Below are 13506 nucleotides of genomic sequence, written 5' to 3'. Positions count from 1 at the left end.
TTATTTTTCAGATAATTTCATCTACTATTTATAGAATTACACTGAGCTTTAACAAGTTTATGCTTATATATTGATTCTCTTATTTATTATCACCAATGTTGATGAATTTATGCATAGCTTATTCTATACACAAATAGCTTTTTGAATTATCTTTTCAGAATAAATAAAGGAGACTTTCTCTTTTATGCACTTTCCCCTTACCAGTCTTAAATTTCCCTTTAATCAACAATAAGAACAAATCTTCAATATAGTACATCTTCTTTGAACTACCCCCACTTTCACTTCGTTTAGAAGTGAGGGATTCCTAAGTAAAGAGTTCTATCGAACTCTAATTGATTAGGCTAACCCCGCAGTCCTTGCGGTTAGAAGCCTTATCGCTTCACTCTTTAGATTGATACTTGCGTTAATATCCCTATCATGGTGTGTACGACAAGAAGGACAGTCCCATTCACGTAGGTTTAGATTTTTAACGTCTTTATTTTGATATCCACAACAAGAACATAATTGGCTAGAAGCAAATGTTTTCGATACGACAATGACTTGTTTGCCATACCATTTTGCTTTGTATTCTAACATTGATCGAAATTGCAACCAAGATACCTCACTAATTGCTTTTGCTAACTTATGATTCTTTAACATATTCGATACTTGCAAATCCTCTATACCGATAACATCGTGGTTTTTGATGATTTCAGTTGAAATTTTGTCCAAGTAATCTTTTCTAGTATTTGATATGTATTCATGAATTCTAGCTACCTTTACTCGTTGTTTATTCCAGCGAGAAGATCCTTTCATTCTTCTAGAAAGAACACGCTGTGCTTTCGCCAACTTATCTTCTAATGATCGGAAAAATTTCGGATTTTCATAGTGTGTTCCATCTGACAAAATAGCGAAATCTTTTAGTCCTACATCTATTCCAATGTAAGAATGTGTTTTTGGAAGTTCTTGTACTTCTGTTTCAACTAATAGTGACACAAAATATCTACCAGAAGGGTTCTGTCTAACTGTAGCATTTACAATACGCCCCTCTACTTCGCGACTTTTGGCAAATCGAACAAGGCCTAGTTTCGGCAACTTTATTTTGTTCCCTACAACGGCAATGTTTTCATTTGTTTGTTTTGTGGTATAAGATTGTACGTTGTTCTTCTTAGATTTAAAGCGCGGTGCGCTGTTTTGTTTTTTGAAAAAGCGCGTATAAGCATCCGCAAGGTTGCGAACAGACGACTGAATCGCAATACTATCCACTTCTTTTAGCCAAACAAGCTCTTTCTTCATGGCAGGTAGTTTGGCAGAGCATATACCATAGGTCAAGCCTTTTCCTGTCTCTTTGTATGCGTGATCCCATAAGGATAAAAAATGATTGAATACAAAGCGAGAACACCCAATCGTTTTGTTGATTAGAATTGCTTGTGCTTGATTTGGATAGATACGAAACTTATAGGCTTTATTAATCATTATTTGATTCACCTCCATTTCGGTATATGACTATTATACACCAAACGTACATTCGATAGATAGTAGAGTAATACTTTCTATATGTCGAACAATTAAGATGGCTTCCTGCCATCTCTTGTTCGAGGCCAATTCATCTCCCACCTACTCACTGGACTGTGGCCCTTCACGTCCCTTGAGGAAGGAGTCTTCTTGGCTAAAATGATAAAATAAAATAAAACAAAACCATACGTAAGATAATTTTACTATTACAAATAATGACATAGTCTGTTTCACCTTTTACATTATCTAAAAAAGAACTTGTAGGAATTCTTACAAGTTCTTTTTTGTTTTCTTTATTGTCTTCTTATTTACATACGCAAGATTTATATATTTTATCGGATACATACTATATGTATCCGATAAAATAATTTAAAAATTAATATGTAATTGATCCGTTTTAAGAAAAGGAAATATCATAAATCTTCAATCACAGTTTCTAAGTTCACCTGATAGAACGTATAAAGACTCATATCATCTTTTGATAATTTTTTGGATGTTTTATTCTAAGTATATTCGACACAAATTGATTGTTTTTTATGAATTTTCTTGAAAAATATTGTAATATCACTCCATTTTTTCTTCTATTTTGTTATGATGTTTATAATTAAATTGGATTAGGATTTTTTTAGAAAATGGGGGCGTATATTATGAGTGTTTCAGTAAAGGGAAATGAGCAATTAACCTCTCTATTGAACGACTGGTATCGAGCTATGCTATCTCAACAAGTTATAAAAGCTACTAATCTAAAAAAGAAAATTGATGAAAAAATTAATAAGTTAAGCATTGAGCCGGATCAAGAACATCAGGATCAAAATTTGTTACTATACTATTCACTACTCGAATTTCGTTACAAGGTCTTAACAGATAGCCTTGGTATTCAACAAAATAGTTTTGATACTATTAGCGATTATGATATGCCTACAGATCAATTTCTACAATTCTATTATCATTTTTTCAAATCCATTCATTCCACTTTTATATCTAATTATACTGAGGCAGAGGAACATTATAAACTAGCAGAAAAAATATTGGTAGCTATACCAGATGAAATTGAACATGCTGAATTTTACTATAGAATTGCTACTTTCTATCACCATACCTATAACAATCTCGCTTCTATCGAGTACGCAAATAAATCGAGAGCAATCTTTTCAAAGTACGAAGGTTATGAAGTAAAAACAGCCTTTTGTAATAGTTTGCTAGGTGGTTGCTGCATCTATTTAAAACAGTACGAACAAGCAGAAGAATATCTACATTGCGCAATTGATTTACTACAAAAAAATAGGGAAGAAGATTCCTTGTTATACGTAAAAAATACTATGGGGTGGCTGTATTCTGATCAAAGTATGTCTACTTTAGCTATTCGTCACCTTTCAGAAGTAACAGAGAAAATCCCTACACACTTCAAGGCCATCTTCCTACAAGCTAAGGAACATTATAAGTTAGGAGAACAATCAACGGCCAGCCAACTCATTGATAAGGGACTACAGATTTGTAGAGAAATTCATAACGAAGAATACACACACCACTTCTCTATTTTAAAAAAATTAAACGAAAATATTCCATTGGAAGAATTAGAAAAAATCATTCAAGAAGGAATCTTATACTTTGAGGAAGAAGAATTATGGGAATATGTTGTCGAATACGCCGAATTATTTGCCACAAAATGTAGACAATTAGAGAACCACCAAAAAGTAAGTGACTATTTCCATATTTGTTATCAAGCAAGACAAAAATCAATCGCAAAAGGAGTGTTAAAATAATGAAAAAAATTAGCTTATTATTATCAGGCATTGCTTTTATTGGGGTATTAACGGTGGGAATTTTTCAGTTTTCTAAAACAGATCAGCTTGCTACTCATGGGCATTATCCTGCTCCTTCATATAGTGTTGGCGATTATGGTGGTGCACCACCACAAATTTAATGTAAATGTATTTAAAAACCCTCCAAATGGAGGGTTTTTAAATGGCTTATCTGCCTGTTCAATACGCATAGAGAGTACATATTATACTTATTTACTATGTTATAAGATTTTTCATTTCCACTCTGTAACAAGATTCTAGCATTCTCTCCTAAAATCTCAACTTAAATCTTAAATCCACCAATTAACTCTTGAAGTTCTTCCGCCATCTGTGCTAATTGTATTGCTGAAGAATTTATCTCTTCCATAGAAGCATGTTGTTCCTCAGATGAACCAGCTATCGTTTGCATACTTGAAGAATTTTCTTTTACAGCCATAGCTATTTGATCAATCGATGTATCAACTTTCATTGCATCAGTTGTCATTTTATTTGATAGTTCTACCATACCATGCACTTTTGATACAATATCATTTGCAGATTTTGAAATCTCATAAAAACTTTGTTTTGTATCATTCGCAACCTTAATTCCCGACTGTACTTCTACGCCTACTTCATTCATAGCTTTTACAGTCTCATGTACGTCTGCTTGTATTTCCTTAATTAAACTTCCAATTTCCATTGAAGATTCGGATGATTGCTCCGCCAACTTTCTAACTTCATCAGCAACAATTGCAAACCCTCTCCCCTGTTCCCCAGCTCTAGCTGCTTCAATCGCTGCATTTAATGCTAATAAATTTGTTTGTTCCGCAATATTTTGAATCGCTTCTAATATACTGCCAATTTGCTGTGATTTCTTATCTAATAATTTTATGACATTATCGGATTGAGAAACAGAGTGATGGATAGACTGCATTTGTGTTACAGTTTGTTCTACTAATTGTTCACCTTCATTGGCTTTTTGTTTAGTGTATATGGATGAAGCCGATACTTCAGAAGCATTCTCAGCTACGTATTGAATATTTCGTGTTACCTCACCAATTAATTCAGCTCCAGACTCAACTTCATTATTTTGAACCTCTGCACTGTTCGAGATTTCTTCCATCTCTTTTGTAATTTGTTCTGTCGCAACACTTGCTTGCTCTACACTAGCAGTTAGTTCCTCAGAAGAAGCAGCTACATGTCCTGCAGATGTGTTAATTTGAGAAATAATATTACGTAACGACTCTGCCATTGTATTGAAACTACCACCTAATTGACCAAGTTCATCCTTTGAACGAATATCTATTTTCTCGGTTAAATCTCCTTGACTAATTCTTTGAGCTGAAATGACTAATTGTCTTAGTGGAGTAATTATAGATTTGAGTATGAATAGAATTACAATTCCACCTAACAATAATGAAGCACCTATTATAGTAAGCGTTTTATAAAAAATAGGATTGGTAGCTTCTTCAATTTCTTTCGTAGGCATTACGCCAGCTATTTTCCAACCTGTTTTTTTATTTGTCTTAAAGCTTATGTTTCGATCTTCACCATTGAGGCTATAAGTAATTACTCCATCTTCTGTCTTGTACAATTCATCCACTAAAGTTTTATCTAATTTCTCTCCAGGTTTTAGTGATGGATGAACAACTATGGTTTTATCTTGACTAACTATAGATACAAATCCTTGCTTCCCAATTTTTATCATTTTGGATGTTTTTACGATATCTTTAATATTCAAATCTACGCCAATGACACCACTTTTATCTGCATTCTGCTTTGCAATTGCAATTACCATATTTCCTGTAGACTTTGATTTATATGGAGATGAAACAATAATCTCTCCATCTGCTTTTACTGCATCCTTATACCAACTGCTTTCTAGCGGATTAAACCCTTCTGGTATTTTTCCAACAGGTGCATGAATAAATTGATTGTTACTGGATGCCGTATAAATCGTTTCTATCTCTGGATGTAACTGTATATATTGATCAAATTTATTCTGTACATTTTGCGATTGTTCAGGATTATAATCCCCTTGTGTGAGTACCTTTGCAAAATGAGTGATATCTGTATGCTTATTTTCTAATTCATCATCAACAATCTTATCTAAAATACTTATATTATCTTTTGCTGATTGTAGAATTGTTTCATTAAGATCTGTTTTTGATTTATTATAAGATGATACTCCTACGATAAGGCTTGGTATAATTAATATTGCTATAAATGCCATAGACAACTTCGTTTTAAGCTTTATTTGCCCCAATCTTTCTTTTATATTAAACACTAGCTACTTCTCCTTTTCATTTTTACTACTTATATAGTTTATTTAAATTTTTCTCCTTTACTTTTCCACATTCATTTATGGTACCATTCGAAATGAAACCACAATTACATCCTATTATCCATACTTTATAATTTAGAGATTTAATTTTCACAGACAGAGTTTTATCTGTCCTCCTTTCGAATATGTTATTTTTCTAGATTCAGCAATTATTAGACTACGAATTATTCCAAATAAACTTGATGCAACATATACTTCATTTAAAAAATAATTATTGGATTTGTTTGGATAAAAATCTAGTTTAGCGCTAATCCAATCGGATGAAATTCTTACCATAATACATTCACTAAACATAAATAAGTAAATTTATTTCTTTTAATACTTATATTTAACTGCCTTTTAACCATTCTAACTGTATTATTTCATCGTTTTATCTATTTATTACAACCACTTTTGTTTTATTGAATCACTAAACTATAAATTCTAAATAGGAGAATAAAATAAATTAGAGAATTACATTGTAACACATATATATAAGTTGTTAATATTAAAATTTAAAACTTTACTATTTTTCATATGCAATATTACATGCGAAAAGCCATAATTTTTTTGTTATACTATGCATGTGGATTTTTCATCCAAAATCCACCCAAACGCATATTTATGTATATGCCACCCTAATTGATGAAAGTGAGAAGAGTGTTTATCATTTTTCTCACTTTTTTATTTAGGCTCTGTTAATATTGATTATTGATAAAAAGTATTAAATAAGGGAAGACACCTTAGAGTTGGTGCTTCCCTTATTTGTTGATTATTCAAATCTAAAATAGGTATTTTCTAAACCTATTCTTTGCTTTAATGTTCTGCCCAAAGCATAATTATTTGGTAATTCTTTTTCAATGACACAAATAATATAACCTGCTTTTCCTGTTGTTAAATTAGTTAGTTGTAAGTAGTTAGTGTTGTCGTAGATATAAGAAATAATATATTCATAGAAATTATTTTCTTTATCTTCTCTATTCATACCAACATTGTACAACCTAACTCTTGCTCCTACCCAAATTTCCTCATCATCATCAACATTACTTAAAGGCATCCATTTCGAGTTATCCAATATTTCACCCTTTTCTTAATTCATTCGTTTATACACGAATGTTGCTAGACACAAACTATCATAAGCATCCGTCATTTCATTGATTAGACGACCACCAACAGAGAAAAAAGACTCAACATAGCTTTTTACTCATTGAAACACTTGCTCTTTTAGTTATTTTTACATTTTGAATCTACGAAAATGAATTCCCTTATAAAAACTCTAACAGAGAATGTTCCCTCCAAATTTCACCTAGGGAATTATTTGTTTTCCAAAAAACCTACCAACATCTTTATCAACTCATTTTAGAATATTTAAACAATAATTCCATATACATTACCTGCATAAATTATTCATTTTCTTTTATATAAGACCTACCTTTTTACTTTTGGTAGATTATTAGACATTGGATTATTATACATAAACCCCAAAAACATGCGGTATTTTGTAGAATTTTGTCTATCAATATGTATGTACACCCTTTTGTAGTGGATATAGACTGTGAGGTGTAAGGAGATACCTTACAAAATAATAAAAAGGAGATTATAGAATGAGTAGATTAACAAAATTCTCAAAGTTAGTATTTGCAACTTTAATCGCGGGAAGTAGTCTAAGCACCTTTGTTTCGTCACACAGTGTACAAGCTGACACCTTAGATCCTAATTACCAAGATTCTGTAAAATTCATACCACCTTCTAGTGCTAGGCCAAAATTGGAACAAAAAAACACTATTGTTCCAGAAGCAAAAGTTGTTAAAAACCATTATGTAAAGTACTCTAAAGCACATTCCCAAACTAAAGAAAGTATACCAAAAGAGATTTATTATTCTTCAGAAGGCTTTAAGGGCTATATACAGGCAAGTACCGTTTGGGATATGGGAGATCATTTCGCAACACTATATTCCGGAACCGTTATTCGATGTTAGACTTTTAATCCATTCTCTCCTAATGCTTAAAATGATTAATAACTCACTGCCAATACTTTAATATCTATTGTTCATAAAATAAACCACAAAATCTTTCGATTTCATGGTTTATCAAATATAAAGATAATGCTAAACGAATACTCTAACATTACCTTCCCCAAAGTTAATTATAGAGTATTTTCAAAAAAAAGACACTCTTGTAGTGTCTTTTTTATAGTATTTTAAAAAGAATTCCACCTACTAACACCTTTTTGTTGCGCCTATTCGTTTATTTCAATATGATACTTTTCCATCTCGTATATGCAATAGACAATGATAGCTAAACTCCAACTGACACTATAATAATTATGTGTGTAGAAGTCATAGCCCGCTTTAATACCTTTCTCTATTACAACTAATGTAAATCCTAAAGCCACCCATCTGTTAATTTTCATCTTTATAAACGTTAAAGAGATAATTATTAAAAATAAAATATTTGTAAGATGATTTATCATTAGCTCATATTTTTGAATGTATACTGCCATTATACAAGCAACGATATTAGTCGCAATGCCAAAGGCAATCACCGCTCCCCAAACCCTGTCCGAAAGTCCCACTCCTGAGTCAGTCCCTTCCTAAACAAATATCCCTTTCTTTAATTCGTTCCTACACCCTATTCAAGATATGCTAAATTATCCTTGTCTGATGAATATCTATTTATCTTTTCATATAGAGCAAACAAAATTTCTACTCATAATTTTTTCTTTATTAGACAAACTATGTCTAAGCCGTTTGAACTAGTGGCTTCACTCTTCTGGTAATGGGATAGCACAATTTATTGAATTGACTAACTCATTCAACCCACTGGCACCGGCAGGCAACAAAATAGTTGTCTGCCATTTTCATGTATACTTTTTCTAATTTCATTTCAAACCAAGTGTGTGCTGTACTGATTTCAAAAGGACAGAATTTCATTTTTTAAAATGTAAAAAAGATAAGGTCCTGTCTACTTTTGGTATAGGACTTTTTCTTTTCACACATACTATTTTTGAACCTGTTTACCAATACGTGTCCTAATGGTGTCTTGAATTCCTCCTAAAAAGGGCTGCAGATACGACTGCATGCCCTTTTATTTACGTTGCTTCTCTATATTGAATAAAATAATTAAAAACTAAAAATGTAATATTACATATTTTTTCTGTTCAGATTATGTTAGGATTTACTTCGTAGTCGAATTATAGTTTCGTATCTAATTCAGCAATATGTGAACTGTTTACTTAAAGAAAAGACACCCAAAAGGTGTCTTTTCTTCTTTTAATCTAAAAAACATTTTTTCTTTTCAGTAAGATCCAATTATCCCTCTAACCTAAACCTCATAATTAAAGGCAATTTAATCATGGTACTCAAGAGTTTTCATCCATTTCAATATACCTATAGCTTAATTTAAAATCACATTTCCAGCACTATATTTGCTTTCCTACAGATTTTCTGTCTTGTTCTTAATTCTGTCAAAATCCTCATGTAGCTATACAAAGAATATATGCTACTATGATATTAAGAAACTATGCGTTCCCTTAACCCTGTATCCGGCCCTGTATTTATTACAGGGTCTTTGTTTATTTTATTTACTTTTATTGGCTTATAAGGGTTAATACACAACCAATTTCAATTAAAATCGTTTAAATGTTAGTTAGAATTTGAAATAATATATCTATTAACTTTTTTAACAAATGTAATCTAATATTAAATTTCTAAATCTATACTGTACTATACACCAGTTAACACTATATAAATAGTATTAACTATCTTAATTGAATATTAGTAATAGTAAGTATAAATATCATCAATTTACTACATCTTACATTTATGGAAAAATAAATACATGTTAAGCTTTTTCAAAATCTTTCCCCTAATAAAGATTTGAAGTAGCATTTCATGATTCTCCTTACTGTTAATATGCCTTGAAAAAGAACCCTATAGGGTTCTTTTTCTTCTCATTATAACCTCAGTAAGTCCATGCAAAAAGGACTGCTAATTATTTGCAGCCCTTTTACACGTTAATATACACTTGTATTAGGTATTTATACCAACTAAACATGCCATTATCATTTAGATATATAACACTTCAAAGTTTAGAAGTATACAATAACAAATCTTTCCCAACTTCCAGCTACATAACTAGTAGCTGTTAATTCTCTACCACCATTTGCTGATATATATCTACCATTACTTAGTGCTTGTAATACATATATCCTATTGTCTCCACCATTATATAAGATAAACTTTTCCCATGCACCAATTGATGTACGATCTGCTACTACTCTACCATTTGGCTCAAACAAAACATACTTCCCATTACTTTTAGTTTTTAAAGCGTACGTATATAATTCCCCAGTCGGAATTAATTCGAATTTCTCCCATTCATTAACTGCATTACGATTTGCTATTATATTTCCCGAAGGCTCAGCCGAAACATATTGTAAATTTGCTGCCTGTATAGCAACTGTCCAACTTCCATTTTACTTTAAAGGTTTAAACAATTGTGACCACATTTGTTTAAACCTCCACAATTTTTTCTAAGCTATTCTCTAAAAATCTTATTTTTCGTTGTAAATAAACCTGATTGGTACTCTTTATGCAAAAGAAAAGATGGAACCTTTAATTCAACTCCACCTTTTTTCGAAATAAAAAGCATCTAATTCTATTTGAATTAGATGCTTATATTTAGTCCTTAAACCTAATATTCTAAACTATTTACGCGTTTGTAAATCTTTTTTTATTACATCCCAGAGTGAATTATCTTGACGCATCGGTTTACCCTCTTCATCCCATTTTATTTTTTCTGTTCCCAATTCATAATTCATCCCTGTCCATGTGTCTTCACGGAATGCATAGAATGATTTATGCCATCCTTTTTGGTTAAAGATAGAAATAAGATCTTGCATGTATTGGGTAGCACCTGGAACAGTACGGTTAATTCCAAACTCCTCTGCAATAATTCGATTAGATGGTACATGATTTTTCTTAGACCATTGTTGAATTGGCTTCAAAAACTTCTCTAATCCCTGTCTATTCCACATTACAGGTTTCTCTAAATCCCCTACTTTTACTAATCCTGGATATTGATATTCCTTGTTTTGACCTTGGCTCGTTAATTCATATGGTTCATACATATGAAATGCGTATAGTGTTTTTTTATCCTCTACTGGTTTTAAATATTTAAAGGCCCATGGAGTAGCATATAAACCTGAATCTAAAATAATCGGTGTTTCTTTGTCCACTTCACGAATGGAGTTAATCACCTTTTCATAAAATCTGTTTAAATCAGCTGTCGTTCCTTTTACTTTTGCATACCATTTCTCGTAATCTTCCGTCCAAAAATCATTATATCTATTATTTTTAGCTGTTTCTGGATGTGGTTCATTTATAATATTATAACCAACCACCGCGGGGTGATCTTTTAGTTCCAGAGCGAGGTCCTTCCAAAATTGACTTGCTTGTTCTTGATACTTCTCTTCTTCCCATATTCTGTCGTCATTCTTATTATTATTAAATTGGCGCCATCGATCACCAGGTAAGGATAACATTGTAAGAACGACTTTCATTCCTTGTGATTGTGCGGCATCTAAATCCGCCTTTAATTTTTCTAGATCTTCCTTTACTAATCCCCGATAGTTATCTGCATTACCTATCAGAAAATCCTTTCCAGAAGTATCTGGTTTATCCCCAAATAGAAAATCTTTATCTTTTGCCCATTTATCAGGTGCTAAACGTACATATTCAATATTAGCTTCTTTTGCACTTTTATAGTTTTCAGGTAATGACGTACTATTCATGAAATTAGTACCCTTTCTTTTCGAATCCCAAAAACTAATTTTTGAATCGCCCTTGTGGTATGTATCAGCTCTTACATTCATTTCCTGTACTCTAAAACTCATCATGCCTAATAACGCAACAATTGGCAAAACTTTTTTCACAACTTTTCCTTCTTTCTCTTTATATTTAACACACATAACATACCTTTGTTTTGTTACAGGAATATGGAAATTTTCCAAAAATACCTTTTAAATTTATACATTGGTAGTTCATTCATAAAAAAAGAAAGAGATAATTAGAACGTTGCTTCATTTTAAAAGAAACAAAAAAGGAATCCTTTACGGATTCCTTTTTGCAATGCACTCTTTTTCAAATGGTACATTTTGCACCTACTTTTAGTATAACTTATAATTCCTATAAAATAAATAAGATTAACTGAAATTTACTTCAAATTGTAATAAAAAACATAATTAAGAAGCGCAGATAACTAAATATCATCCCTTTTATTAAATAAAAAAGATTAAATAATTCCCCCTCCAAACTAGGACCCCTTTACACTTTTTACAAATATTGTTATAATTAGATAAACTAAAGCATTATCCCATTAACAAAGGGACTCCATAATTGGAGTCCCTTTGTTAATTAGCTATTAAAAATGATAGCATGTGATTATTGTATAATTTCTTCCTTTTTTAGATCTGCATATTCTTCTACGAAATCCCATAAACCTTGCTTTTCGAAGTAAGAAATACTTTTTTCACTTCTTCTAAGAGTTTAATTGCTTCATCTTCATTAAGAGAACGTAAAATATTGAAATGATATACATACTCTTCATTTCCTAATTCCATACAAACTGCTAATCCTTTTTCAATAAGTTCTTTTACAATATTTGTTTTTCTTAGTTTATGGTGTTCACGCGCTTGTAAGAACACTGCTTTAAAATGGGCAATATTCTTCTCTGTGACTTCTGATAAATGACGAATTGCTAATTTAGATAAATTTTGAGTTGCATATAATAGTCCTAGATTATGCCTTACTATTAAAATCAATTTTTCTTCATTATGTTTTTGCAAAAGGTCAATGGAACGATTGAAATGTTCTTCCGCTTTTTCAAATTGCTTTAAGAATATACGAGCTGTCCCTAATGCGGTTTCACAAGAAGCAACTTTCACCTCATATCCCATTAGCCCTAAATACAAGGAATATAGATACTTATTTTACTTTCAAAGGCTGAAACCTTGCTGCATAACTACTGAAAATAAAGTGAAAAGACGTTCAAATCCATATGGATAGATCGTCTTTTCACTTTATTTCATACATATACTGATTTTTCACTTATTCATTTTGTATTGTACTTAAAAAACCAATAAATTCATCTTTATTTACAGGTTTACTGTAGTAATAGCCCTGAATTAGATAACATGCATTACGTTGTAACACTGTTAATTGTTCCTTCGTTTCTACCCCTTCCGCTATCACTTTCATGTTTAAAGTATGAGCAAGTGAAATAATGGTTTGTATAATTTCATCTCCATCAGTAGAAGTTCCAATCCTATTAACAAATTCTCTTGGAATTTTCAAAGTATCAATTGGATAAAGAGGCAGATACGCTAATGAAGAATAACCTGTACCAAAATCGTCAATTGATAAATGTACACCATATGATTTTAATGCTTTTAACTTCGATAAGGTTTCCTTTTCATCTACCATTGCTATTCGCTCTGTTAATTCCAAATCAATCGAATTAGCAGGTACTCCTATCTCTTCTATGGTAGATATAATGGTTTGAACAAAATCTTTCTGTTCAAACTCTATAGCTGATAAATTTATCCCCATCTTTAGATTTGAAAAGCCCGCAGAATGCCATTCTTTCAGTTGTTGACACGCTTTCTGTAACGTCCACTTCCCAATTGAAATAATCTGCGCCGTTTCTTCTGCGATAGGTATAAACTCAAAAGGAGAAATCAGTCCAAGCTCTGGATGTTGCCAACGTATTAAAGCCTCTGCACCAATAACCTTACCTGCCTTACTATCAATTTGTGGTTGATACAATAAAAACAACTCATTATTTTCAATTGCATTTGGTAAATCCTGTTCTAATCGTAATCGACGAGTTACTTTTTGAGATAATGTC

Annotated in this window: 10 protein-coding genes and 1 pseudogene; 3 read left to right on the top strand and 8 right to left on the bottom strand. The window is 31.7% G+C overall.

From position 1 onward, the window contains the following. Positions 1-336 precede the first annotated feature (336 nt). On the bottom strand, positions 337-1455 hold the full coding sequence (tnpB, locus tag DN404_RS06590; protein ID WP_006922732.1) for an IS200/IS605 family element RNA-guided endonuclease TnpB: 1119 nt from the start codon (positions 1453-1455) through the stop codon (positions 337-339). A gap of 686 nt (positions 1456-2141) precedes the next feature. Here tnpB and DN404_RS06585 point away from each other — a divergent pair. Further along, on the top strand, positions 2142-3257 hold the full coding sequence (locus tag DN404_RS06585) for a Rap family tetratricopeptide repeat protein (RefSeq protein ID WP_000116953.1): 1116 nt from the start codon (positions 2142-2144) through the stop codon (positions 3255-3257). Beyond that, positions 3257-3418 (top strand): hypothetical protein, encoded by a 162-nt coding sequence (locus DN404_RS30440; RefSeq protein WP_000724107.1) that lies wholly within the window; start codon positions 3257-3259, stop codon positions 3416-3418. Before DN404_RS06585 ends, DN404_RS30440 begins: the two co-directional genes overlap by 1 nt. A gap of 161 nt (positions 3419-3579) precedes the next feature. Here the strand turns inward: DN404_RS30440 and DN404_RS06580 are convergent, their stop codons facing one another. Continuing rightward, the gene (locus tag DN404_RS06580; RefSeq protein ID WP_000481869.1) at positions 3580-5562 is read right to left on the bottom strand and encodes a methyl-accepting chemotaxis protein; all 1983 of its coding nucleotides are present in this window, start codon (positions 5560-5562) and stop codon (positions 3580-3582) included. Positions 5563-6370: 808 nt separating this feature from the next. Beyond that, complete coding sequence (locus tag DN404_RS06570; RefSeq protein ID WP_002024558.1) at positions 6371-6655, bottom strand: hypothetical protein; 285 nt, start codon at positions 6653-6655, stop codon at positions 6371-6373. Between the two features lie 547 nt (positions 6656-7202). Between DN404_RS06570 and DN404_RS06565 the strand changes: the two genes are divergently transcribed. Then, entirely contained in the window at positions 7203-7577 is a 375-nt protein-coding gene (locus DN404_RS06565; protein WP_149214875.1) for a hypothetical protein, read from the top strand. Between the two features lie 260 nt (positions 7578-7837). On the opposite strand, the gene DN404_RS06560 is transcribed toward DN404_RS06565, so the two are convergent. From DN404_RS06560 to DN404_RS06540, 5 genes and pseudogenes are all read right to left on the bottom strand, one after another. Further along, the gene (locus DN404_RS06560) at positions 7838-8173 is read right to left on the bottom strand and encodes a hypothetical protein (RefSeq protein WP_000524431.1); all 336 of its coding nucleotides are present in this window, start codon (positions 8171-8173) and stop codon (positions 7838-7840) included. Between the two features lie 1515 nt (positions 8174-9688). Further along, a pseudogene (locus DN404_RS06555) lies at positions 9689-10075 on the bottom strand (fascin domain-containing protein); the annotation flags it as partial. Positions 10076-10306: 231 nt separating this feature from the next. Beyond that, complete coding sequence (locus DN404_RS06550; protein ID WP_149214874.1) at positions 10307-11569, bottom strand: glycoside hydrolase family 5 protein; 1263 nt, start codon at positions 11567-11569, stop codon at positions 10307-10309. A gap of 513 nt (positions 11570-12082) precedes the next feature. Further along, complete coding sequence (locus DN404_RS06545) at positions 12083-12556, bottom strand: tetratricopeptide repeat protein (protein WP_113303543.1); 474 nt, start codon at positions 12554-12556, stop codon at positions 12083-12085. A 151-nt stretch (positions 12557-12707) separates the two neighbouring features. Then, on the bottom strand, positions 12708-13506 hold a 799-nt coding region (locus tag DN404_RS06540; RefSeq protein WP_149214873.1), incomplete at its 5' end, for a putative bifunctional diguanylate cyclase/phosphodiesterase.

It is taken from the genome of Bacillus sp. TE8-1 (assembly GCF_008368855.1).
In the GTDB taxonomy this organism is placed as follows: Bacteria; Bacillota; Bacilli; order Bacillales; family Bacillaceae_G; genus Bacillus_A; species Bacillus_A cereus.
Note: the sequence above shows the minus strand (reverse complement) of the source record. Positions and strands in the feature narration are given on the sequence as shown.

What these genes read in the sequence shown, in the direction of transcription:
- DN404_RS06565 (WP_149214875.1), top strand. Translation starts at nt 7,203, where the DNA reads ATGAGTAGATTAACAAAATTCTCAAAGTTAGTATTTGCAACTTTAATC.
- DN404_RS06550 (WP_149214874.1), bottom strand. Translation starts at nt 11,569, where the DNA reads ATGTGTGTTAAATATAAAGAGAAAGAAGGAAAAGTTGTGAAAAAAGTT.
- tnpB (WP_006922732.1), bottom strand. Translation starts at nt 1,455, where the DNA reads ATGATTAATAAAGCCTATAAGTTTCGTATCTATCCAAATCAAGCACAA.
- DN404_RS06545 (WP_113303543.1), bottom strand. Translation starts at nt 12,556, where the DNA reads ATGGGATATGAGGTGAAAGTTGCTTCTTGTGAAACCGCATTAGGGACA.
- DN404_RS06570 (WP_002024558.1), bottom strand. Translation starts at nt 6,655, where the DNA reads ATGCCTTTAAGTAATGTTGATGATGATGAGGAAATTTGGGTAGGAGCA.
- DN404_RS06585 (WP_000116953.1), top strand. Translation starts at nt 2,142, where the DNA reads ATGAGTGTTTCAGTAAAGGGAAATGAGCAATTAACCTCTCTATTGAAC.
- DN404_RS30440 (WP_000724107.1), top strand. Translation starts at nt 3,257, where the DNA reads ATGAAAAAAATTAGCTTATTATTATCAGGCATTGCTTTTATTGGGGTA.